22 protein-coding genes are annotated in these 22,867 nt (G+C 60.9%); 7 read left to right on the top strand and 15 right to left on the bottom strand.

Annotated elements, in window-relative coordinates; translation table 11 throughout:
• The first annotated feature begins 189 nt into the window (after nucleotides 1–189).
• Nucleotides 190–909: a transcriptional repressor LexA gene (gene lexA, locus AC245Y_RS09545; protein ID WP_012757322.1), complete on the top strand. Its 720-nt coding sequence runs from the start codon at nucleotides 190–192 to the stop codon at nucleotides 907–909.
• On the opposite strand, the gene AC245Y_RS09540 is transcribed toward lexA, so the two are convergent.
• Entirely contained in the window at nucleotides 890–3,322 is a 2,433-nt protein-coding gene (locus AC245Y_RS09540; RefSeq protein WP_032996345.1) for a ComEC/Rec2 family competence protein, read from the bottom strand. The genes lexA and AC245Y_RS09540 overlap by 20 nt on opposite strands.
• A gap of 290 nt (nucleotides 3,323–3,612) precedes the next feature.
• Between AC245Y_RS09540 and gltA the strand changes: the two genes are divergently transcribed.
• Complete coding sequence (gene gltA / locus AC245Y_RS09535) at nucleotides 3,613–4,902, top strand: citrate synthase (RefSeq protein ID WP_012757320.1); 1,290 nt, start codon at nucleotides 3,613–3,615, stop codon at nucleotides 4,900–4,902.
• Between the two features lie 32 nt (nucleotides 4,903–4,934).
• Here gltA and lpxB read toward each other — a convergent pair whose 3' ends face one another.
• The 14 genes from lpxB to AC245Y_RS09465 form a co-directional block, all read right to left on the bottom strand.
• Nucleotides 4,935–6,113 carry a lipid-A-disaccharide synthase gene (lpxB, locus tag AC245Y_RS09530; protein WP_017993984.1) on the bottom strand — a complete coding sequence of 393 codons (1,179 nt, stop codon included), beginning with the start codon at nucleotides 6,111–6,113 and terminating at the stop codon, nucleotides 4,935–4,937.
• Nucleotides 6,110–6,991 carry an LpxI family protein gene (locus AC245Y_RS09525; RefSeq protein ID WP_003559080.1) on the bottom strand — a complete coding sequence of 294 codons (882 nt, stop codon included), beginning with the start codon at nucleotides 6,989–6,991 and terminating at the stop codon, nucleotides 6,110–6,112. Before AC245Y_RS09525 ends, lpxB begins: the two co-directional genes overlap by 4 nt.
• Before the next feature lie 3 nt (nucleotides 6,992–6,994).
• The gene (gene lpxA / locus AC245Y_RS09520) at nucleotides 6,995–7,813 is read right to left on the bottom strand and encodes an acyl-ACP--UDP-N-acetylglucosamine O-acyltransferase (RefSeq protein ID WP_003559078.1); all 819 of its coding nucleotides are present in this window, start codon (nucleotides 7,811–7,813) and stop codon (nucleotides 6,995–6,997) included.
• The gene (gene fabZ / locus AC245Y_RS09515) at nucleotides 7,810–8,277 is read right to left on the bottom strand and encodes a 3-hydroxyacyl-ACP dehydratase FabZ (protein ID WP_003539296.1); all 468 of its coding nucleotides are present in this window, start codon (nucleotides 8,275–8,277) and stop codon (nucleotides 7,810–7,812) included. Before fabZ ends, lpxA begins: the two co-directional genes overlap by 4 nt.
• Nucleotides 8,270–9,334: a UDP-3-O-(3-hydroxymyristoyl)glucosamine N-acyltransferase gene (gene lpxD / locus AC245Y_RS09510; protein WP_017993983.1), complete on the bottom strand. Its 1,065-nt coding sequence runs from the start codon at nucleotides 9,332–9,334 to the stop codon at nucleotides 8,270–8,272. Before lpxD ends, fabZ begins: the two co-directional genes overlap by 8 nt.
• Before the next feature lie 50 nt (nucleotides 9,335–9,384).
• Nucleotides 9,385–11,718: an outer membrane protein assembly factor BamA gene (gene bamA / locus AC245Y_RS09505; protein ID WP_032996633.1), complete on the bottom strand. Its 2,334-nt coding sequence runs from the start codon at nucleotides 11,716–11,718 to the stop codon at nucleotides 9,385–9,387.
• A 199-nt stretch (nucleotides 11,719–11,917) separates the two neighbouring features.
• Nucleotides 11,918–13,051: an RIP metalloprotease RseP gene (gene rseP, locus AC245Y_RS09500; RefSeq protein ID WP_017993982.1), complete on the bottom strand. Its 1,134-nt coding sequence runs from the start codon at nucleotides 13,049–13,051 to the stop codon at nucleotides 11,918–11,920.
• Nucleotides 13,052–13,079: 28 nt separating this feature from the next.
• Nucleotides 13,080–13,910 (bottom strand): phosphatidate cytidylyltransferase, encoded by an 831-nt coding sequence (locus AC245Y_RS09495; protein ID WP_017993981.1) that lies wholly within the window; start codon nucleotides 13,908–13,910, stop codon nucleotides 13,080–13,082.
• A complete protein-coding gene (locus tag AC245Y_RS09490) occupies nucleotides 13,910–14,653 on the bottom strand; it encodes an isoprenyl transferase (protein ID WP_012757314.1) in 744 nt (247 codons plus the stop codon). The genes AC245Y_RS09495 and AC245Y_RS09490 overlap by 1 nt, the downstream gene beginning before the upstream one ends.
• Before the next feature lie 37 nt (nucleotides 14,654–14,690).
• Nucleotides 14,691–15,251: a ribosome recycling factor gene (frr, locus tag AC245Y_RS09485; protein WP_011651816.1), complete on the bottom strand. Its 561-nt coding sequence runs from the start codon at nucleotides 15,249–15,251 to the stop codon at nucleotides 14,691–14,693.
• 164 nt (nucleotides 15,252–15,415) lie between these two features.
• Nucleotides 15,416–16,138, bottom strand: coding sequence for a UMP kinase (gene pyrH / locus AC245Y_RS09480; RefSeq protein WP_003539289.1), 723 nt, complete (start codon nucleotides 16,136–16,138; stop codon nucleotides 15,416–15,418).
• Between the two features lie 96 nt (nucleotides 16,139–16,234).
• Complete coding sequence (gene tsf, locus AC245Y_RS09475) at nucleotides 16,235–17,161, bottom strand: translation elongation factor Ts (RefSeq protein WP_012757313.1); 927 nt, start codon at nucleotides 17,159–17,161, stop codon at nucleotides 16,235–16,237.
• A gap of 241 nt (nucleotides 17,162–17,402) precedes the next feature.
• Nucleotides 17,403–18,170: a 30S ribosomal protein S2 gene (rpsB, locus tag AC245Y_RS09470; protein ID WP_003539287.1), complete on the bottom strand. Its 768-nt coding sequence runs from the start codon at nucleotides 18,168–18,170 to the stop codon at nucleotides 17,403–17,405.
• Between the two features lie 324 nt (nucleotides 18,171–18,494).
• Nucleotides 18,495–19,331: a cell envelope integrity EipB family protein gene (locus AC245Y_RS09465; RefSeq protein ID WP_012757312.1), complete on the bottom strand. Its 837-nt coding sequence runs from the start codon at nucleotides 19,329–19,331 to the stop codon at nucleotides 18,495–18,497.
• A gap of 136 nt (nucleotides 19,332–19,467) precedes the next feature.
• Between AC245Y_RS09465 and AC245Y_RS09460 the strand changes: the two genes are divergently transcribed.
• From AC245Y_RS09460 to AC245Y_RS09440, 5 genes are all read left to right on the top strand, one after another.
• The gene (locus AC245Y_RS09460; RefSeq protein ID WP_012757311.1) at nucleotides 19,468–19,938 is read left to right on the top strand and encodes a RidA family protein; all 471 of its coding nucleotides are present in this window, start codon (nucleotides 19,468–19,470) and stop codon (nucleotides 19,936–19,938) included.
• Complete coding sequence (locus tag AC245Y_RS09455; protein WP_017993980.1) at nucleotides 19,935–20,654, top strand: glycerophosphodiester phosphodiesterase; 720 nt, start codon at nucleotides 19,935–19,937, stop codon at nucleotides 20,652–20,654. The genes AC245Y_RS09460 and AC245Y_RS09455 overlap by 4 nt, the downstream gene beginning before the upstream one ends.
• A gap of 179 nt (nucleotides 20,655–20,833) precedes the next feature.
• Nucleotides 20,834–22,024, top strand: a complete 1,191-nt coding sequence (locus AC245Y_RS09450) for a GNAT family N-acetyltransferase (RefSeq protein ID WP_017993979.1) — start codon at nucleotides 20,834–20,836, stop codon at nucleotides 22,022–22,024.
• A 54-nt stretch (nucleotides 22,025–22,078) separates the two neighbouring features.
• Complete coding sequence (locus AC245Y_RS09445) at nucleotides 22,079–22,510, top strand: HIT family protein (protein WP_012757308.1); 432 nt, start codon at nucleotides 22,079–22,081, stop codon at nucleotides 22,508–22,510.
• Between the two features lie 57 nt (nucleotides 22,511–22,567).
• Nucleotides 22,568–22,858 carry a Dabb family protein gene (locus tag AC245Y_RS09440; RefSeq protein WP_017993977.1) on the top strand — a complete coding sequence of 97 codons (291 nt, stop codon included), beginning with the start codon at nucleotides 22,568–22,570 and terminating at the stop codon, nucleotides 22,856–22,858.
• Nucleotides 22,859–22,867: the final 9 nt, after the last annotated feature.

The following is a 22,867-nucleotide window of genomic DNA, read 5'->3' as shown; positions in this document are numbered from 1 at the left end:
CCTGGAAACGGCAAGAGATGTGCGACGGCGCGCCCCTCAATACAAGAGATGTGTCCCAATCCGGCGAATGAAAATAAAAATCTCAACGAGTTGGCGCCAAGTTTTACGGAAATTTAGCTACTTGCGGAACACATATGGAACATATAGTGTCTGTTCTGGATTTGTTTCAATCACGAGGTCACAACGTCGATGCTCACGCGCAAACAACAGGAGCTTCTCCTTTTCATTCACGAGCGCATGAAAGAATCCGGCGTTCCACCGTCTTTCGACGAAATGAAGGATGCTCTGGACCTCGCCTCGAAGTCCGGGATTCATCGCTTGATTACAGCGCTAGAGGAGCGAGGCTTCATTCGCCGCCTACCGAACCGCGCCCGCGCGCTCGAGGTCATCAAGCTTCCGGAGGCCTACAGCCCCAGCATCCAGCCGCGGCGCGGCTTTTCGCCGAGCGTCATCGAAGGCAGCCTGGGCAAACCTCAGCCGGTCGCCGCCCCTGCTCCCGCAAAACCCGTCGCCGACAACGGCAACTCGGTTTCCGTGCCGGTCATGGGCAGAATCGCCGCCGGTGTGCCGATTTCGGCGATCCAGAACAACACCCACGACATCGCCGTTCCGGCCGACATGCTCGGCTCCGGTGAACATTATGCGCTCGAGGTCAAGGGCGATTCGATGATCGACGCCGGCATCTTCGACGGCGACACCGTGATCATCCGCAATGGCAGCACCGCAAGTCCTGGCGACATTGTTGTTGCACTCGTCGATGACGAAGAAGCGACACTCAAGCGCTTCCGCCGCAAGGGCGCCTCGATCGCACTGGAAGCGGCCAACCCGGCTTACGAGACCCGGATTTTCGGACCAGACCGTGTTAAGGTGCAGGGCAAACTCGTCGGCCTCATTCGCCGCTATCACTGACATCGGTTAGGCCGGATTCGGTAAAGCTGTTGCTGCGCCAGTCAAAGGCGCGATGGCGCATCCATGGTCGCGACAATGCGTCAAATGCGGTTGCCACCTCCAGGCCGGCGTCCGCGAAGCGCAACTCGATGGATCCGGTCCTGCGCAGCGTCTCGCCGGTGAAGAGCGTCGCACCTGAGCGGCAGCTGTTGAAACGCAGGCGGACCGACGTCACGATGATATCGGCCGCGTCGCATGCCGGGCCGAGATAGGCGGCATTGTCGATGACAGCAACCACACGACCATTGCCAAGCCTTGATGCGCACCAGGCCCTCTTGACGCAGGAAAAGCGGTTTGCTTCACCGGCCGCTGCGGCCGCCCGCATCGCTGTCCTCGCTTCGTTCTGCTGATCGCGGGAAAGCTTGACGCGGCGGTCTTCTCCTACCTGCGGGATAGCAGGACCATCCAGCATCTTCGGCGGATCATGTCTCGGCAGGACCAGGGCTCTCTGCCACTGGTCGAAGATGAAATCCGGTGGTCTTTCACGGTTGGAAGCCATTGCTGCCGCTTCGACCACCGCGACGAGACTGCCATCCTCCGAAATCACCAGATCCGGCGGCCGGGGAACCGGTAGAAGCAACAGGATGAGCGTTGCGACCGCGATGATTGATGTGCCGATATGGCGCAGCCGGGTGCGGAGCAGCGTCAGCAGCAGAAAGCCTGCCACGGCGACCGCGAAATACCAGGCGGGCAAGCGGCCGACGTCGATATTGCCATCCCAGCCGGACACCGTCTTTGCGACCGCGATCACCAGATCGAGGCCGAATCCGACGACCTTCCAGGGCAAAACATCCAGACCGAAAGGCATGAGCAGCATCGCCAGCAAGCCGGCCGGCATGACGATGAAGGAGATGATCGGCATCGTCGCGAGGTTTGCCGGCAGGCCGTAGGCGGTCAGGCGATGAAAATGCTCGATCGAAAACAGCGCGGTGGAAAGACCGCCGATCAGCGAAGTCAGGAAGACGCCGCCGAAGAAACCGGCAACCGTAACGACGGGCCTGATGATAGGTAGCTTCAGAAAGGCGTTTTCGCGGACGCGCCGGTCCTTCCACAACTGATAGCCCGAGACCAGCGCTAATGTCGCGGCAAAGGACATCTGGAAGCTCGGACCTAAGACCTCGGACGGTGAAATGAGGATGATGACGAGGGCGGAAAGCGCGACATTGCGCAGGCTGATCGACGGCCGGTCGAAGAAGACGGCAATCAACATGATGGCCATCATGATGAAAGCGCGCTCGGCAGAGACCGCAAAGCCCGAAATCAGGAAATAGGCAGTAACGGCGATGAGCGCGCCGGCGGCAGCGATCTTCTTCGTCGGGTAGGCCTCAGCGATACCGGGAAAGATGCTGAGCAGCATCCGAAAGCCGACGAAGAAGATGCCGGCCGACAGCGCCATGTTGAGACCGGAGATGGCGATGATATGAGCCAGACCGGACTGGCGTAGTGCCTCCGTCGTCGCATCCGAGATGGCGCGCCGCTCGTCCGTCACCAGTGCGGCGGCAAAAGCGCCGGTATCGCCGGGCAGGATCGACCTTATCCGGTCGCCAATGCCGCTGCGCAGCCGGTAGAGCCCTTCGAGCAGCGCTTCCACCGCCGATCTTGCAGCCTGCGGACCTGCCTGCGCATCGTCCTTCGTCGGTGCACCGTAGAAGAAGCCGTTGGCGCCGATGCCGTCGAAATAGGCACTGAAGGAGAAGTCGTTGAGCTCGGGAAGTGCTGGGCCCGCCGGCGGCGTCAGCCGCGCCCTGCCGGTGATGATATCGCCGATCTCGAAGGCTGCGTCCGCACCGCGGGCGATGGCGGTGATGCGTTCCGGCGGCCGCTTGACCTGAGGCGCTTCAGTGCCGGTGACGGTAAGAATGTAGCGCCACCGGCCGCGACCATCGCCTTCGCGCCGCTCGACGCGGCCGGTCACCGTCGTCGTCACTGATGAATCGAGGATCACGGTCGAAGCCCGCCAGCTCTCGAACTGCGCCGAGACTATGCCGCAAGCCACGAGCGAAAGCGCCAGCAGCGCTGCCCGCAATGCCGCCCGGTTGCGGCTGGCGATGAGAACTGCGACGGTCAGCACCAACAGGCAGAGCAGCGATGCAGTGAGCGGAAAATCCGATGCCGCGAGAAACCAGATGGCTGACCCGGCGCCGAGGAAGACCGGCGAGAACAGCAGCAGGCGGCCATGGTCCGTCTCCTCGCCCAGCATGCGCATGCCGGCACGCAGCAAGTGCGAGGCTGCGGCCGGCAGCCGGTGGCGCAATGGTATTGCCGACTGCGTCCTTGCCGGTCGCGTCACCACGACTGGTGGTGAAAAATTGGAGGAGCCGGCAAGGCCTTCGCCTGTTTCCGGCCGCAATTCGACTGACGTCAACTCCTGCATGAACCGCCCAAGCCCGGCTGCGAAGGCAGTCAGAATGCAACCTCCAATCAAATCCGGCAAGCATAATCGATTGAAATATGAGGCAAAATCGCGAGCCCCAAAAGACCAGTCGAATCATCGGCTTCCGATATGCGTGTGGCTCATCGCTGCAGTGCCTAAAAGGTGATACCGCATTGCACAAAATGCCATCACAGTAACTTGGCATTAGCTTCGCGATCATATAGCTATCGGTGAGGACGCTTAACCCCTATGGCGCTTTTATGGCGCCACCGCCATTTCGGAGGATCAGCATGACGGATCAAAGCGCTACAATAAAAATCGGTGACAAGTCTGTCGACCTTGCTGTCAAAAGCGGCACGATCGGCCCGAGCGTCATCGATATCGGTGCCCTCTACAAGAACACCGCTTCCTTCACCTACGATCCGGGTTTTACCTCGACCGCATCCTGTGAATCGAAAATCACCTACATCGACGGCGACGAAGGTGTCCTGCTGCATCGTGGCTATCCGATCGAGCAGCTCGCCGAGCATGGCGACTTCCTCGAAGTCTGCTATCTCCTGCTTTACGGCGAACTGCCGACCACCGTGCAGAAGAAGGATTTCGATTACCGCGTTACGCACCACACCATGGTACACGAGCAGATGAGCCGCTTCTTCACCGGCTTCCGCCGCGATGCGCATCCGATGGCCGTCATGTGCGGCTGCGTCGGCGCACTGTCGGCCTTCTATCACGACTCCACCGACATCACCGATCCGCACCAGCGCATGGTCGCCAGCCTGCGCATGATCGCCAAGATGCCGACGCTTGCCGCGATGGCCTACAAATACCATATCGGCCAACCCTTCGTTTATCCGAAGAACGACCTCGACTATGCCTCGAACTTCCTGCGCATGTGCTTTGCTGTGCCCTGCGAGGAATATGTGGTCAATCCGGTGCTTTCCCGCGCCATGGACCGCATCTTCATCCTGCATGCCGATCATGAGCAGAACGCCTCGACCTCGACCGTCCGTCTCGCCGGTTCATCGGGTGCCAACCCGTTCGCCTGCATCGCCGCCGGCATTGCTTGCCTCTGGGGGCCCGCTCACGGCGGTGCTAACGAAGCAGCCCTCAACATGCTGACGGAAATCGGCACGGTCGACCGCATTCCGGAATATGTCGCCCGCGCCAAGGACAAGAATGATCCGTTCCGCCTGATGGGCTTCGGTCACCGGGTCTACAAGAACTACGATCCGCGCGCCAAGATCATGCAGAAGACGACGCATGAAGTGCTCGGCGAACTCGGCATCAAGGACGATCCGTTGCTCGAAGTGGCGATGGAGCTGGAGCGCATCGCGCTCACCGACGAATATTTCATCGAGAAGAAGCTCTATCCGAACATCGACTTCTATTCCGGCATCACGCTGAAGGCGCTGGGCTTCCCCACGACCATGTTCACCGTGCTCTTCGCGCTCGCCCGCACCGTCGGCTGGATCGCGCAGTGGAACGAGATGATCGAGGATCCGGAACAGCGCATCGGCCGTCCGCGCCAGCTTTATGTCGGCGAACCGAAGCGCGACTACATTCCGGTTTCGAAGCGCTGATCGCTTCAGAAAGAACCCAAAAGAAAACCCGGTCAGAAACGACCGGGTTTTTTCTTTTTCAGCACGTCGAGAAGGATCTCGGCAGCGTGTTCGCCGGGCGGCTTTTCGGTCTGCATGCGTTGCCAGACGAGATCATAACCCTCGTTCATCGCCTTCAATTGGAACGTGTCGGCCGACAGCCGCTCCATCCAGCGCGCCAGGCTGGCGCCGCGGACGATCTCGTTCAGATATTCCGGCACGACGGCATAATCGGCGATGATATTGGGCAATGCGCCCGTCCATACCTTGATGCGCCGGGCGAGCAGGCGGATAATCCAATCCGTCTTGTAAACGGACACCGTCGGCACGCCGGCAAGGGCGAGTTCGAGGATCACCGTGCCGGAAGCTGCCATCGCCGCATCCGCCTCGGCAAGGGCCTTCCACTTCTGCGCCGGCCCGACCGCCACCTCCGGCGGCGTGGCCCAGCCGGCGACGAGCCCTTTCACCAGCGCTTCGTTGTGCGGCACGGTCGGCAGCAGGAATCGCATCGGGCCGTTGCGGGCGACAAGTTCTTTGGCCGCATCCTCGAAGAACGGAAGCAGTTTGGCGATTTCGGAGGATCTTGATCCAGGAAGCATCAGGATCGCCTTGCCGGCTCCCTCGACGGGTGCGCGCATGGCGCGCTGCCGCCGCACTTCGAGCAGCGCCGGATCGGCGGTCAGGCGATGGCCGACATAGGTGGTCTCAGGCCCGCCGAGCGCACGCATTGTTGCCGGCTCGAAGGGCAGGACGGCGAGCACATGATCGACATAGGTGAGCATGCGCGTGGCGCGATATTCCTTCCAGGCCCAGACGCTTGGACAAACATAATTGACAACCGGCAGATCCGGCAGAGCGATGCGGACACGCTTTGCGACGCGATGGGTGAAATCCGGGCTGTCGATGATCAGAAGAATATCCGGCCTTGCGGCGATGATGGCAGCCGTCGTCTGGCGGATCAGCGTATAGAGCTTTGGCAGCCGGCTCAGCACCTGGGTGATACCCATGATCGACAGCTCGGAGAAATCGAACAGGGATCGCAAGCCTTCCGCCTGCAGCCCCTCGCCGCCGACACCGACGAGCTCCACCGGTCCGCTATGAACCCGCTTCAGGGCGGCGATGAGATCGGCACCGAGCAGATCCCCCGACACCTCGCCGGCAATGACGGCGATCTTCAGCGGCGCCCCGTTCATTCAAGCCCCCATGCCGGCAGGCCGCGATCGATGCCACAGACGAAGAGCCCAGCCTCATCGGCGGCTTTGATGACGGCGGCGCGATCGAGCACCAGCGAGCGGCCGGCCTCGACGGCGACGCCGGCAAGGCCGGCTTTCCTCGCGTTCAGAACCGTGGAAACGCCGATCGCCGGCAAGTCGGCGCGGATATCCTGTTGCGGCTTGCAGAGTTTGACGAGTGCGCCACGGCGGCGCGGCGAGATGCGCCCGGCGGCTCTGAGACCCGCGACACGCTCCAGCATCTCGTCCGTGCCCTCAAGACCCTCCAGCGCGACGATACGCCCGCCGATGGCGACGGCGCCCTGACCGACATCGAGCCGGCCCAGCATCTCAGCGGCATCGGCTGCGCGCCTGATATCGCGCCGGTCTTCCTCGCCAGGCGCTGCAGCGCCAAGCGGACCGACGTAGGCAAGAAGGTCGGGAGCGATCTCATGAGCGCCGACGACCCGGCGGCCGTTTCCCTCGATCAGCCGGATCACCATCTGCAGCACCGTATCGTCGCCACCGGACAGCAAGGTGCGGATCACGGCCGGCATCTTCATCAGAGTGCGCAGCGTCGGGCGCACCTCGCGCCATTCCGGCCGGCGCCGCACGCTGCCGGACATGACGACACGGCCGATGCCGTAGCGGTTCAAGAGGCCCTCGAGAGCTGCAAAATCGCCGACGCCGATGACGGCATGGTCATACCCTTCCCAGCGCCGGTCGCTTTCGTCCTTCAGCGCGACGATGACGGGATTTTCGCCCGCCGCGCGCGCAGCTTCGGCGACATAGGAAGGCAGAAGGCCGCCGCCGGCGATGATCGCCAGCCGGCCCGCAGCGGTATCGCCGGAAAGAGTCACGGACTAGCCCTTCTGCCCCCGAGTTGGCGAGGACAAGGCGCGGTCGCTGTCGGCGGCGATGAAGTCGAGGATGTGGACCGCCTGCTCGCAATCAGCATATTCTTCGCGGATGGCGGCGGCGTTTTCGCGGACGGAGCCCGGTCCTTCGAAGATCGACTTGTAGGCGCGCCGCACCCTGTGAATGACGGCGCGGTCCACGCCGGCGCGCGTCATGCCGACGACGTTGAGGCCGCTCAGCAGCCCGGGATTGCCGTTCAGCATGCCGTACGGAATGACGTCGTAACTCACTGCCGAGAGCCCCCCGACGAAGGCCTGACGGCCGACGCGGGTAAACTGGTGAACGGCCGAGCCGCCGCCCAGGATGACGCGATCTTCGATGACGACATGGCCGGCGAGCATGACGTTGTTCGACATGATCACATGGTTGCCCACCCGGCAGTCATGCGCGACATGCGAATTGGCAAGGAAGAGGTTATTGTCGCCGACGATCGTCTGGCCGCCGAAATCGGCCGTGCCCGTATTCATCGTCACGCCCTCGCGGATCGTGCAGTTGGCGCCGACCGTCAGCGTCGTCTCCTCGCCGCCGTGATGCACGCTCTGCGGATCGCCGCCAACGACCGCCATCGGGAAGATGCGTGTGCCCTTGCCGACCACGGTGCGGCCGGTCACGACCGCATGCGACAAAAGCTCGACATTCGCATGCAGGACGACGTGCGACCCGACATGGCAGAAGGGACCGATCTTGACGCCCTCACCGATGGTCGCGCCGTCTTCGACGACAGCCATCGGATGAATGCGAGCGCTTTCGGCGATAGTGCTCATGCCTGATCCTTACGAACGATCATCGCGCCGATATCGGCTTCGGCGACAAGTGCGCCGTCGACCTTGGCGTCGCAATGGAATTTCCAGATATTGCCGCGCTGCTTGTGCTTCCTGACATGGAATTCAACACGATCGCCGGGTACGACGGGCTTGCGGAAGCGCGCATTCTCGATGGTCATGAAATAGACGAGGTTGCCTGGCTGGCCATCCTTCTTGGCACAGATCGCACCCGCGGTCTGGGCCATGCCCTCGATCAGGAGAACGCCGGGCATGATCGGAGATTCCGGAAAATGACCGGTGAAATGCGGTTCGTTCACCGTGACGTTCTTGATGCCGATCGCCGTGTTGTCGCCGTCAATCTCGATGATCTTGTCGACCATGAGAAACGGGTAGCGATGCGGCAGCAGTTTCATGATCTCGATGATGTCAGCCGAAGAAAGCGTTGTCGTGGCTTCCTCAGTCATTTTGCTTGCCTCCAGGTTTCGTCCCGCGCAGCTTCGTCCTTGACATCTGTTGCGCGACATCTCTCAGATAGTCATTCAGCGGGCGCCCAGGTGTACCACCATATTGTCCGCCGGCGGCAAGATCGGTCATGATACCGCTTTGGGCGGCGATCTGCACGCCGTCACCGATCGTCACATGCCCCTTGATACCGACCTGGCCGCCGATCTGAACGCCATTGCCGATCTTCGCGCTGCCGGCGATGCCGACATGCGCAACGATCGCGCAATGGCGGCCGATCTGAACGTTGTGGCCGATCTGTACCTGGTTGTCGATCTTGGTGCCTTCGCCGATGACCGTATCGTCCATGGTGCCACGGTCGATCGAGGTGTTGGCGCCGATCTCGACATTATCCTGGATGATCACTCGGCCGATCTGGACGATCTTGATCATGCCGCGCGGGCCCGGCGCATAACCGAAACCATCCTGGCCGATGCGGGCGCCGTTGTGGATGATGACGCCATTGCCGAGCAGCGCGCAGAGAATGCTGGCGCCGGCCGCAATCGAACAATCCCGGCCAATCTTGACATTCGGACCGATGATGCTTTGGGCGCCGATGCGCGTCCCTTCGCCGATCTCGGCATGCGCTCCGATGACGGCCATCGGCTCGACGATCACGCCCTTTTCAAGCTTGGCGCTCGGATCGATCACCGCGCTTGGCGCGATCTCGCTTTCACCGGAAAAGACGACCGGGCGCAATGCCGCGGGATAAAACAGGCCGCCCGCCATCGCGAAAGCCGCATGTGGATTGGACGACAGGATGACCGGGATATGGGGGGGTACGAGATCGGCGAGCGCCTTATCGCAGATCACTGCCGAGGCCTCGCATGTCGCCAGTTCATCGCGGTTACGACGCGACAGGATATAGCAGACGTCTCCCGCCCGAGCCCGGCTGATGGGGGCAACGGACCTGACGACAACATCGGCATGGTCGGAATTGGCGAGTTCCGCCCCAAGAAACTCTGCCAGCTCAGCGAGCTTCAGACCTTTATGGGGCAGAAAAAAAACGTTTTGCTCCATCGGCAATGCTCCAGAACGGAATTGAGTCTTACAGTTCCGGACTGCCGATATCAGAATTGGTTGTTGATGCCAAACTTGAAGTTCTGCGTCTTGTCGAAGTCTTCCTTGAGAACCGGGATCGCGTAATCCAGACGCAATGCACCGAAGGGAGACTGCCAGACGACGCCGACACCGACGGAGGCGCGCAGCGAAGCGCTGGTACCGTCGGCCTGGTCTGACCCAAGAAGCTCGACGTCATTGCCGAACAGCGTACCGGCATCGGCAAAGACTGCGCCGCGCAGGTTGAAGTCACGCGGGAAGCCCGGCATCGGGAAGGTGGCTTCTGCAGACGCCGTGAAATAGGTCGTGCCACCGAGCGGGTCATCGTGATCCCCGCGGATGCGCGGGCCGATACCCTTGTTCTCGAAGCCGCGAATATCGCCGTTGGTCAGCGTGAACTGGTCGAAGACGTTCAGATGGTCGCCCAAGGGAACGACATAACCAGCCGAAGCGGAGACCGAGCCGATGATATCGGCATCGTCAGCGAGCAGGTGGTAATAACGGGCCTTGCCGTAGATCTTGTAGAACTGCGAGTCGCCGCCGAGGCCGGCAAGTTCGTGCGTCGCCGTCGCATAGATGCCTTCACGCGGCAGGACGGTGTCGTCAAGCGTGTTGTAGGTCAGCGTCTGCGAGACGGAAGAGCGTGTCCACGGGCTCTCGTCGACCAGATTGGCGTAGGTCGCCGAAAGATCAGAGGTATCGCCGTCATACTTCATCTGCTTGTAGTTATAACGGAAGGTCGTCGCCAGATCTTCGGTGATCGGCGCAGTCACACGCAGGACGACGCTGGTTTCCTCGTAATCGTAGTCGTCGTTGCTCGACGTTTCGCTGCGGTTGACGTCGAAGCCTGCCGCCAGACGGTAGCCGAGGAAATAGGGTTCAGTGAAGCTGACGCCGTAGGCGCGCGAGCCTTCCTGGCCGCCACCGGCCGAGATGCGGATGTACTGACCACGACCGAGGAAGTTCTTTTCCTCGATCGATGCTTCGAGCAGCAAGCCGTCGCCGCCGGCGGCATAACCCGCGCCGACACCGAACGAACCGGTCGACTGATCCTGCACGTCGACGACCACCACGACACGGTCGGGCGAACTGCCCGGCTGGGTGGAGATATTGACGGAAGAGAAGTATCCCAGCGCCTCGAGGCGACGCTTGGCCTTGGTGATCATCTGCTGATTGAAGGCATCGCCTTCGCTCATGTCGAATTCGCGGCGAATGACGTAGTCGCGCGTGCGGCTGTTGCCGCGGATCTCGATGCGCTCGACATAGGCGCGCTCGCCCTGGTCGACCAGATATTCGACACCGATCGTGTTGTTGTTGAGGTCGCGGTTACCGCGCGGCGTGACGCGCGCAAAGGGATAACCGGCTGACGCCACCTGATCGGAGATCGCCTCGATCGACTTCTGGACTTCCTTGGCGTTGTAGACCTGACCTTCGCGGGTGCGCACCAGCGGCTGCAGCTGCTCTGAGCCGACGCCTTCGACGGTCGACTGGACGGTCACCGGTCCGAAGTCGTAGCGCTGGCCTTCCTCGATGTTGAAGGTGAGCGTGTATTTGTTGGTCGCGTCGTCGAAGGTGGCATCGGAAGAGACGATGCGCATGTCGGCGTAGCCGCGATTGTAGTAGAACTGGCGCAGCGCTTCTTCGTCGGCGTGGAGCTTGTCTTCGTTGTAGACGTCCTTGCGGGTCAGGAACGACAGGAAGTTCGAACGCTTGGTGGCGATGACGGCAGCCAGGCGGCCGGCGCTGTAAGCATTATTACCGACGAAGTTGATCGAATCGATCTTGGTGCGGTCGCCCTCGTTGATGACGAAGGCGAGGTTGACACGGCCTTCGCCGAGCGGCACCACCTGCGTCGTGACTTCGACCTCGCTGCGGCCGGTGGCAGCGTAAGCTTCCTTGATCGACTGAATGTCGGCCTGAATCTGGGTGTCGCTGTAGGGACCGGCAGCGTGGGTCTGGACGATCGTCGCGAGCTTGTCGTCCTTGATCTTGCGGTTGCCGTTGAAGACGACCTGATTGACCAGCTGGGCTTCCTGAACGTTGACAACCAGCGTGCTTCCGGAAACCGAGATCTTGACGTCGGAGAAGTAACCCGTGCCGTAGAGCTGCTTGACCGAGGCATCGATATCGCTGTTCGAAAAACTCTTTCCGGGAGCGATGGTGAGGTTCGACCGAACGGCTTCCGCGCCGACACGGCTTGCGCCGCGCACATCGATGCGCTGGATAACCGCGGCCTCAGCGGCCGTAGCGGAAACGAACGTCAAAGCACCTGCGCCCGAAGCAACAACACTAGCAGACAGCGCAACCGCCGATACTGCGTTCAAAAACTTTGAACCAGCCTTCATTTCACCCATTACCTTTTGTTTCCCTCGTCCCCGGCTTCAGGAAACCCCGATTCCGGTCACGTGTGTCGTTTTACCCGCTTTTGACATACAAGCAAGGCAGGTCGTTAATTTCTGTTTACTTCATTTGCAAGCGTGACCCATTCGCCACTACAGCCTTGAAACATCGTAAATAAATAGTAATTAGCCTCGCCTTGCTCGTTTACCCTCTTAACGAGCCAATGTCGTTCCAGGTCGTGAAAACCATCAATGTCAGTATCATCGCCAGGCCGATGCGAAATGCAATTTCCTGGGCCGAAGAGCCGAGCGGTTTCCCCCTCACCGCTTCCACCGCATAGAACATCAGGTGGCCGCCATCAAGTACCGGAACCGGCATCAGGTTAAGCAATCCTATCGAAACGGAAAGCACCGCCGCAAGCTGCAACACTGCGCCTATTCCAAGCGACGCCATCTGGCCCGAAGCTTGCGCCACGCGGATCGGCCCGCCCAATTGATCGGCGCGCATCGTTCCGCTGAAGATGTTGCCGATATATTTGAAAGTGCCGGTGACAATGTCGCGGGTCTCAATCACAGCCTCGCGCAACGACTCCAGCGGCGTGTAGGTCTTCAGACGGAAGTTGCCGGCCTCCCGGCTGGTGACGATGCCGATCTGGCCGAGCTCGACCTTGTTGCCGAACTGGTCGGTCTGGTCTACGCGCTGCGGCACCATCGGCACATCGAGCTTCTGGCCGGCGCGCTCGATCGTCACGACGATCTTCTGGCTCGGGCGGATGCCGACATAGCGGCGCACGTCGTCGAAGGTCTCGACCTTGCCGCCGTCGATGGCGACCAGCAGATCGCCTGGAAGGATGCCGGCGGCAGCGGCTGCGCCGTCTGGCTTGACCTCGGCAACGACGGGATCGGCGATCGTGCGGCCATAGACCGAGAAAAGAATGGTGAAGATGGCGATCGCCAGCAGAAAATTGGCGATCGGGCCAGCCGCGACGGTTGCAGCGCGTTTCCACAGCTTGGCGCCGGCAAAGGAGCGCGCCCTGTCCTCCTCGGACATGGCGGCGATCTTGTCGGTGTCGGGCTTGCTCGAGGCATCCTCATCGCCGAAGAACCGGACGTAGCCGCCAAGCGGGATTACCGCAATCTTCCAGCGTGTCCCGTGGCGGTCGGTGAAGCCGAAGATCTCCGGACCGAAGCCGACGGAAAAGGCAAGGATGCGAATGCCGCTCCAGCGCCCGACGAGGTAATGGCCCATCTCATGCACAAAGACGAGCAGTGACAGCACGAGGATGAAGGTAACGATGTTCCCCATCAGAAATGCGTATATGCCGCTCATCGTTTCCATGAGTCCCTTCCGTCAGACTGCCGCGTTGTCAGAGTCCGAACAATGCCGCACCAAGCGACGTCATTCCGGCCCCCTTTATCAGGGAAAAAAGCCCAGCAAGCAAGAACGCCGAAAAACAGGCGAAAATCAGTCCGTCGACACGGTCCATGACGCCGCCATGACCCGGAATGAGACGGCTCGAATCCTTGACGCCGAATTTTCGCTTGATGAACGATTCGAAAAGATCGCCCGACTGGCTGCAAACCGAGAGAACCAATGCCACGCCGGCGGCGATGATTTCAGCGCCCGGAAGGAGAAAATGGACGAGAACGACGCCGGCTACGACCGCCGAAACGGCGCCGCCGATTGCACCCGACCAGGTCTTTCCGGGCGAGATCGAAGGGGCAAGCTTTGGCCCGCCGAGCGCCCTGCCGACGAAATAGGCAAGGATATCGGTTGCCCAGACGACAGCAAAGACGAAGAGCATTGCGTAAAGGCCAAGCCCGTCATCGCTTCTGATCGCGGCAAGCGACAGGCCGGTGGCGCCGGCATAAAACAGGCCCACTGGCAACCAGCGGCTCGTGCCCTGCAGGATGATCAGGGCGATGCCGACGGCGGTGACGCCGGCCAGCATGCCGGCGGCGAATTCGAAATTGCCGACAAGCACGAGAAAGGCAATCGCCGCCTCGCCGATCCAGCCGACGGCATTGGCGATCCAATCCCGCGCGATGCCTGTCATTTTCGACCATTCATAATAGATCAGCAGGCCGATCACGACCGCCAGGATACGGAAGGCAAGGCCACCATACCAGGTGGCGGCAAGAACGATGGCCGCAAGAATCAGTCCTGAAACGATGCGGAGCTTCAGTTCCTGCTGCATCAGGTGCCGACCGCGGCCGCCTGCGACGACAGGCCGCCGAAGCGCCGGTCACGAGAGGCGAATGTATCGAGCGCCGAGCGGAAGATCTCGGGGCTGAAATCCGGCCAATATTCCGGAAGGAAGATGAATTCCGAATAGGCGGCCTGCCAGAGGAGGAAGTTGGAAAGCCGCTCCTCGCCGCTGGTGCGGATGATGAGATCCGGATCGGGGATGCCGGCCGTATCGAGACGGGCGTTGATCAGCGCCGGCGTAATATCTTGCGCTCTCAGGCGGCCGGCCTCGACATCCCGGGCGAGGCTGACGACGGCGCGGGCGATCTCGTCGCGCGAGCCATAGTTGAAGGCGATGACGAGCGTCAGCGACGTGTTGTCCTTGGTCGTCTCCTCCGCCTCCAGCAAGAGGCCCAGAATGTCGCTGCGCAGGCTGTCGCGGTCGCCAATCACCTTGATCCGCACGTTCTGGCGATGAAGCTCGGCGAGGTCGCGCCGGATAAAAGCCTTGAGCAGGCCGAGCAGATCGGAGACCTCTGCTTCGGGCCGGCGCCAGTTCTCCGAGGAGAAGGCAAAGAGGGTCAGATATTTTATGCCGGCCGCACCAGCGGCGCGGACTGTCTCACGCACCGCCTCGACGCCCTTGCGATGGCCCATCGTGCGCGGCAGGCCACGTTGCTTGGCCCAACGGCCATTGCCGTCCATGATGATGGCAACATGCTCTGGCACAGTCACAAATACAGATTCCGACATTTCCCGTCCGGTCTTTCCAGGCAAAGGCACAGATCCACTAGACCTGCATGATTTCCTTTTCCTTCTCGCCAAGCAAGCGGTCGATTTCGGAAATCGTCTCGTCCGTCATCTTCTGTACACGTTCCGACTGCGCCCGGCTCTCGTCCTGGCCGATTACGCCGTCCTTTTCGGCTTTCTTAAGGCCGTCCATGCCGTCGCGGCGGACATGGCGAATCGCCACTTTGCTCTTTTCGGCATAGTCGTGCGCCACCTTGACGAGCGACTTGCGGCGCTCCTCGTTCAGCTCCGGCAGCGGAATGCGCAGGTTCTGGCCGTCGATGATCGGGTTGAGGCCGAGATTGGATTCGCGGATGCCGCGCTCGACGGCGCTGACCATCGACTTGTCCCAGACGGAAACCGACAGCATGCGCGGCTCAGGCACGGTGATGTTGGCGACCTGGTTCAGCGGCATGCGCGAACCATAGGCCTCGACCGTGACCGGGTCGAGAATGTTGGCCGAAGCACGGCCGGTGCGCAGCGATGCGATGTCGCCCTTGAATACGGAAATCGCGCCGTCCATGCGGCGCTTCAGTTCCTTGATGTCGATACCTTCACTCATGTCGATGCTCCCGTCCAGAGCATGATGCCGAAAAGTGTCAGCGGTTTTCGGGCGACATCATGCTCTTACTATTTAATGTAGAACATGATTCAGCTTTCAGGCCAAACGGGCCTAAAATCATCATGTTCTAGCGAGGGCTGCGCCGAAACCGCGGCGCAGCTTTATCAGTTGTCGGAGACGATGGTCTTGAGGCCACCGCCCGTCAAGATTTCAGCAAAACCACCCTTCTCGTGGATCGAGAAGACGATGATCGGAATGGAATTTTCTCTGGCCAGCGCCACGGCGGCAACGTCCATCACCGCCAGCCCCCTGTCCAGCACTTCCTGGTGCGTCAGCCGGTCGAGGCGGGTCGCATCAGGATATTTCTTCGGGTCGGCGGTGTAGATGCCGTCGACCTGCGTGCCCTTAAAGATCGCTTCCGCACCCATTTCGGCGGCGCGAAGTGCTGCGGCGGAATCGGTGGTGAAGAAGGGGTTGCCGGTGCCGCCGGCAAAAATCACCACGCGTCCCATCGACAGATGATAAAGGGTCGCGCGCTGCGAAAAGCTCTCGCAGATCTCGGGCATGGAGATGGCCGAAAGCACCACCGTATCGATATTCAACTTGCGCAGCGAGGTCGCCAGCGCCAGCGCATTGATGATGGTGCCGAGCATGCCCATATGGTCGCCGGTGACCCGGTCGCCGCCCTTGGACGCTACCGCGACACCGCGGAAGATATTGCCGCCACCGACGACGACGCCGACTTCCACGCCCATATGCCGTGCCTCGGCGATGTCTGATGCGATGCGGTCCGCCACCGTCACATCGATCCCGAAACCCTGGCCACCCATGAGCGCTTCGCCGGAGGCCTTGAGTAGAACGCGTTTATAGACAGGCTCTAAAGACATCTTGGCTCCTCGTAAATTGCCGTGAATGCCCGATACACGAAGGGCACCGCGTTGTCACGCGATGCCCTTCGTGTTTTCCCAATTATGGCTGGAAGATCAACCCTTGACGGCAGCCGCGACTTCGGCCGCGAAGTCGGTCTCTTCCTTCTCGACGCCTTCGCCGAGCAGAAGACGGGCCATGCCTGCGACTTCGATCGGCGCGCCGACGGCCTTTTCAGCTTCCTTGATGGCGGCAGCGACCGTCAGATCCGGATTGATGACGAAAGCCTGCGAGAGAAGGGCGACTTCCTCGAAGAACTTGCGCATGCGGCCGTCGACCATCTTCTCGATGATATTGTCCGGCTTGCCGGAAGCGCGCGACTGCTCGATGAAGACGTTGCGCTCGCGCTCGGCGACAGCGGCATCGACTTCTTCCGGGCGGATTGCCAGCGGCGCGGTGGCGGCGATGTGCATGGCGACCTGACGGCCGATGGCGTTCAGGGCATCCTTGTCACCGGTCGACTTCAGCGCGACGAGAACGCCGAGTTTGCCGAGGCCGTCGGAAACAGCATTGTGGATATAGGTGGCGACGACGCCGTCTTCGACCGAGAGAGCGACCGAACGGCGCAGGTTCATGTTCTCGCCGATCGTTGCGATCGCATCCTTGATCGTGTCGGACACGGACTTGCCGGATGCCGGGTAGGTCGCAGCGGCAACGGCATCGACGGTTCCGTCGGTCGAGGCGGCGACCTTGGCGATGCCGCGGACGAGTTCCTGGAAGGCATCGTTACGGGCGACGAAGTCGGTCTCGGAATTGACTTCGACGACGACGGCCTTGGTGCCCTGGCTCGCAACGCCGATGAGGCCTTCGGCAGCGGTGCGGCCGGACTTCTTGTCGGCCTTGGCGATGCCCTTGGCGCGCAGCCAGTCGATCGCCGCTTCCATGTCGCCACCGGTTTCAGCAAGAGCCTTCTTGCAGTCCATCATGCCTGCGCCGGTCTTTTCGCGCAGTTCCTTCACCATTGCAGCCGTAATCTCGCTCATTAGCTTCCTCTTGTCGGTTCATACGGTGGGCCGCAACGCGCGGCTCGGCACCGGATTGAGGCACGAAATGTACCTGTATGTATGACAGCGTGATGAAGACGCGTCATAACGAAACTTATCGGGCGGAGAGCCTGACGCCCTCCCCTTGAAACAGGCAAGGCCGCCGAACTTCGATGAGTCGCGAGCGGCCTTTCCCAGTCTCTGTAAGCATTGGCGGACCTTTTCGATCCGCCCGCTTTCATCAGCCTTCGGCTGCTTCCTCAAGAGCCGGCTCGACCGGAACTTCGGAGGATGCGCCGAGATCGCGGCCGGAAGAGCCCTGCTGACGCGCGATGCCGTCGATGGCGGCGCGGGAGATCAGCTCGCAATAAAGAGCGATGGCGCGCGATGCGTCGTCGTTACCCGGGATCGGATAGTCGATCAGGTCCGGATCGCAGTTCGAATCGATGATGGCGACAACCGGGATGCCGAGGCGCTTGGCTTCGTCGATCGCGATCTTTTCCTTGTTGGTGTCGATGATGAACATCAGGTCGGGCGTGCCTCCCATATCGCGGATACCGCCAAGAGCCTTGTCCAGCTTCTCACGTTCGCGCTCGAGGTTCAGGCGTTCCTTCTTGGTGAAGCCCTGGGCTTCGCCGTTCAGGATCTCGTCGAGCTTGCGCAGACGCTGGATCGAGTTGGAGATGGTCTTCCAGTTCGTCATCATGCCGCCGAGCCAGCGCGAGTTGACGTAGTACTGGGCCGAGCGCTTGGCGCTGTCGGCAATGATCTCAGACGCCTGGCGCTTGGTGCCGACGAAGAGAACACGGCCGCCGCGGGCAACGGTGTCGCTGACGACCTGAAGGGCGCGCGACAGCATCGGAACGGTCTGGGCCAGATCGATGATGTGAATGTTGTTGCGATCGCCGAAGATGTACGGCTTCATCTTCGGGTTCCAGCGATGCGTCTGGTGGCCGAAGTGGACGCCTGCTTCAAGAAGCTGACGCATAGAAAAATCAGGCAATGCCATGCCTTGTTACTCCTTTTCCGGTTGAACCTCCGCAAGGCGAACAGCATCCTCTTCGAGAATGCCACCGGGCGGAACAGTCCGGATTTCTCCCGGACGATCCCATGCCTTACGTGTGGAATGCGGGTGCCCATACATTCGATTTGGCGCAAAAGCAAGGCTTATGCCGAAAAAACCTGGCTCACGCACCGGCCACGGCGCGTGGATCTCAATAAAAGAGACAAAGGCGACTGCCTGCCCTTGGAATGCCGCACTCAGCCTGCCAGCGTCGGCAGCAACATCGACAGGATGAATATCAGTCTCAGGGGCTGCGGAAGGCAACGAGGCCTACTTGCAAACCTCGGCCTTGCGGTCGAGCAACTCCAGCTTGGCGAGCTTGCCGGTCAGGACGAAATCGCCGTAATCCATCGTCAGGTCGCGGGTGATGCCGTTCTCATAGAGCTTGAAGGACATGCGGTAGACCGGCAAAGCATCCGATTTCGCACTCTCGTTGAAATAGGCGATCGTCACCGGCCAGAAGGCCGTCTTGGAGAAGGCGCCGGCATTGCCGGCATCGGCTTCCTCGGCGATCGGTGTCTCCTGCTTGCCGACGATCGTAGTCGTCGCCAGCGATTTGTCACCGTCATCGGAACCGTCGAAGACGCGCGCCTCGAAGAAGCGCTTGCCGTCCTTGGCGTGCTGGATCACATCGAGCATATGTTCCGTGGGAAAGCGGCTTTCTAAAAGCTGCAGCTCGCGGCTCGCCGGCTGCTTGAGATCTACCTTGACACCATCAGGCTGGTCCTGAGCCGCACCGTTGACCTCTTTATCGAGCTGCTCGTCGGTGAAGGATTTGGTGTCGAAGGTGAACTTGCCGTCCTTCAGGTTCTCGAAGGTCTTCGTCTGCTGGTCGCTGACACGCACGCTGTCGCCGGTGTCGATCTGCGTCACGAAGCGGAAGTTGGTGGTGAAGCCCTGGCAATAGCTGCCGTCGAATTCATAGACCATGCGACCGTACATGGCGGCGATGCCGGAGCGGTCCGAAGCGTCCTTCAGTTCCAGATCGTAGACCGCGCGATGGGCGACGAGGCCGGTCGCGATCGCAGCGCTAACCGCGGGCGCAGCCGCCCATGCATTGGCGGAAACGCTGGCGAAAAGCAGAGCGACAAGACTCGATCGGAACATTCATTAACTCCTGTTGGACTCGGTCGCGATGTTATAAGAACGCTTTCGGCCAAATCGAGGCTCGAAACTGTCATATTAAAGATTCTAGTCTTGATGCATAATTTTTGAAGAATTGACAACAAAAGCGGAGACGAAAATGTCCGATGAAATTGCAGCGCGCCTGATTGAGATGGGGATAACCCTGCCCGAAGCTGCAGCACCTGCTGCAAATTACGTTCCCTATGTCATCAGCGGCAATCTTCTCTACATCTCCGGTCAGCTGCCGCTCGAAGGCGGCAAGGTCACTGTCTCGGGCCATCTCGGCAAGACCGTCGACGTAGCAACGGGCCAGCGCGGCGCCGAACTCTGCGCCATCAACATCCTTGCCCAGGCGAAGGCGGCACTTGGCGGCGAACTCGGCCGTATCCGGCGCGTCATCAAGCTGAACGGCTTCGTCGCCTCGGCGCCCGACTTCGTCGAGCAGCATCTCGTCATCAACGGCGCTTCGAACCTGATTGCCGGCGTGCTTGGCGAAGCCGGCAAACATGCGCGTGCCGCCGTTGGCATGGCGGCCCTGCCGCTGAATGCCGCCGTCGAGATAGACGCTATCATGGAAATCGCAGAATGACCAATGTTGGCTGGATCAGGGACCTGCCGGTTGCCCATCGCGGCTATCACGACCTCAACACGCAGGTCTGGGAAAACACGCTTTCGGCTTTCTCGCGCGCCGTCGAAGCGGGCTTTGCGATCGAATGCGACCTGCATTACGCCTCCGACGGCGTGCCGGTCATATTTCACGACGAGGATCTGCAGCGCCTGTGCAACCTCCACGGCGACATCCGCGAGCGCACCTCTCGGGAACTCGGACTGATCGCCGTTGGCGGCACCAGCGACAAGGTGCCGACGTTGCGCCAACTCCTCGACCTCGTCGAGGGCAAGGTGCCGCTGGTGCTGGAGCTCAAGGGGCGCGAGGCCGACGACGAAGGTTTCGCCGAAGCTGTTCTCGAGGTGCTCGAAGGCTATGAGGGCAAGGTGGCGCTGATGAGTTTTGACCACTGGCTGCTGCGCGATCTGAGGGCGCTTGGCTCACCCTACCCGCTCGGGCTGACGGCCGACGGCAACACGCCGGAGGCGTTCAAGACACATGCGAAGGCGATGGAGATCGGTCTCGATTTCATCTCTTATCACTATGGCGACCTGCCGAACCCCTTTATCACCAGCGAACGCGAAAAGGGCATTCCTGTCATCACCTGGACGGTGCGTGACGAAGAGGCGCGCCGGCTTACATTTGCAAACGCAGACCAGATGACCTTCGAAGGCTTCGATCCGCGTGTGGCTGCTTGACGCTCGCTTTTTGGCCAAGATCATGCGCAGACTACTGCATAATTCCTTAAGTCGGATCGATTTCAGGATAAAATTATGCAGGAGCTCAAAGTGTTACAGCGTCCTTTGCGCGTCTGAAAGACTCGCAGCGCTGTAAGGCAGAGCCGAGACTACCCTCCCACAGGTTTCGCATTTGTCCCATGACTGATGAATTATCCATTCGCGTAGAACGCTCCTTCACCGCGATTTCCCCGGAGAGCTGGTCCAAGCTTTCCGGGGCGTCGAAAACCTGTGATACGATTGCCTACAACCCTTTCGTTTCGCACGCCTTTTTATCGTCGCTGGAGGAATCCGGCTCGGCCGACGCCGAGACCGGATGGCTCGGCCACCATCTGCTGCTTGAGACCGGGCGCGGCGAGTTAATCGGCGCCCTGCCCGGCTATCTCAAGAACCACAGCCAGGGCGAATATGTCTTCGACCATGGCTGGGCCGACGCCTTCGAGCGGGCCGGCGGGCGTTATTACCCCAAACTTCAGTGCTCGATCCCGTTCACCCCGGCGACAGGCCCGCGTCTTCTTGTCGCCGAGGGGCTGCAGCGGCTGCCGATCCAGGGCGCGATCGCCGAAGGCCTGAAGGAGGTGGTGCGCCGGCTCGGCATCTCTTCGGCCCATATCACCTTCGTGCCGGACGAAGAGATCGGCGTCTTCGAGATGGACGGCTATCTGCACCGCACCGACCAGCAGTTCCATTTCATCAACGACGGCTATGCCAATCACGAGGAGTTTCTCGAAACGCTCGCCTCGCGCAAACGCAAGGCGTTGCGCAAGGAGCGCCGCGCCGCACTCGAAAACGGTATCAGCATCGACTGGCTGACCGGCCGCGACCTGACGGAACGTATCTGGGACCAGTTCTTCAAGTTTTACACGGATACCGGCGGGCGCAAGTGGGGCCGGCCCTACCTCACCCGTAAGTTCTATTCGTTGATCGGCGAACGCATGGCCGACGACATCCTGCTCGTCATGGCCAAGCGCGACGGGCGCTATGTCGCCGGCGCGATCAACTTCATCGGTGGCGACACGCTCTACGGCCGTCACTGGGGCTGCATCGAGGATCATCCCTTCCTGCATTTCGAGGTCTGCTATCACCAGGCGATCGACTTCGCCCTTTCGAAAGGGTTGAAACGGGTCGAGGCTGGCGCGCAGGGCGAACACAAGCTTGCCCGCGGTTACCTGCCGGTGACGACGCATTCCGCCCATTATGTCGCGCATGCCGGCCTTCGCCGGGCGATCGGCGACTATCTCGCGCGAGAGCGCGCCGATGTCGAACAGATGAGCGAACTGCTGACCGAACACAGTCCTTTCCGCAAGGGCGAGCGCCTGCAGGAGGATTGACGCCGCCGCACCGGCCGCGTTACCCGATCAACCATGAACTGAGGAGACTTCGTGATGACCAGCCCGGCCGCCTATGACGACAACAACATATTCGCCAAGATCCTCCGCGGCGAAATCCCCTCGCACCGGGTTTACGAGGACGAGCATACCGTCGCCTTCATGGATGTGATGCCGCAGGCGCCGGGCCATGTGCTCGTCCTTCCCAAGGCGCCGTCCCGCAATCTCCTCGATGCCGATCCAGCCACCCTCACCCACGCAATTACTGTCGTCCAGAAGATCGCCAATGCGGTGAAGGACGTCTTCGAAGCCGATGGCGTGTTCATCGCCCAGTTCAACGAGCCGGCCGCCGGGCAAACGGTGTTCCATCTGCATTTCCACGTCATCCCGCGGCATGAGGGCGCGGCGCTGAAGCCGCATTCCGGCAAGATGGAGGACGGTGCCGTGCTCGCCGCCAATGCCGAAAAGATCAGGGCCGCACTGGCGTAGGGTCAACACCCGTCGATTTCAGAGAATTCAATCCGGACAATCATTTGGAACAAAATCATGATCCGCCATACTGTCGCATTCCGCCTGAAGCACGAAGCCGGCTCGGCTGAAGAAACGTCGTTCCTCGCCGACGCGCTGGTGCTTGCCAAGATCCCGAGCGTGCGGAATTTCGAGCAGCTTCGGCAGACGAGTCCAAAGAATGCTTTTGCCTTCGGCTTTTCGATGGAATTCGACGATCAGGCTGGCTACGACACGTACAACCTCCATCCCCTGCATGTCGCCTTCGTGCGCGACCGCTGGGTGCCCGAGGTCGCCGATTTTCTCGAGATCGACTACACCAGGCTCTAGAAAGGGCGC

Source organism: Rhizobium sp. SRDI943 (assembly GCF_057653695.1).
This window is presented reverse-complemented; position numbering and strand designations above follow the sequence as displayed.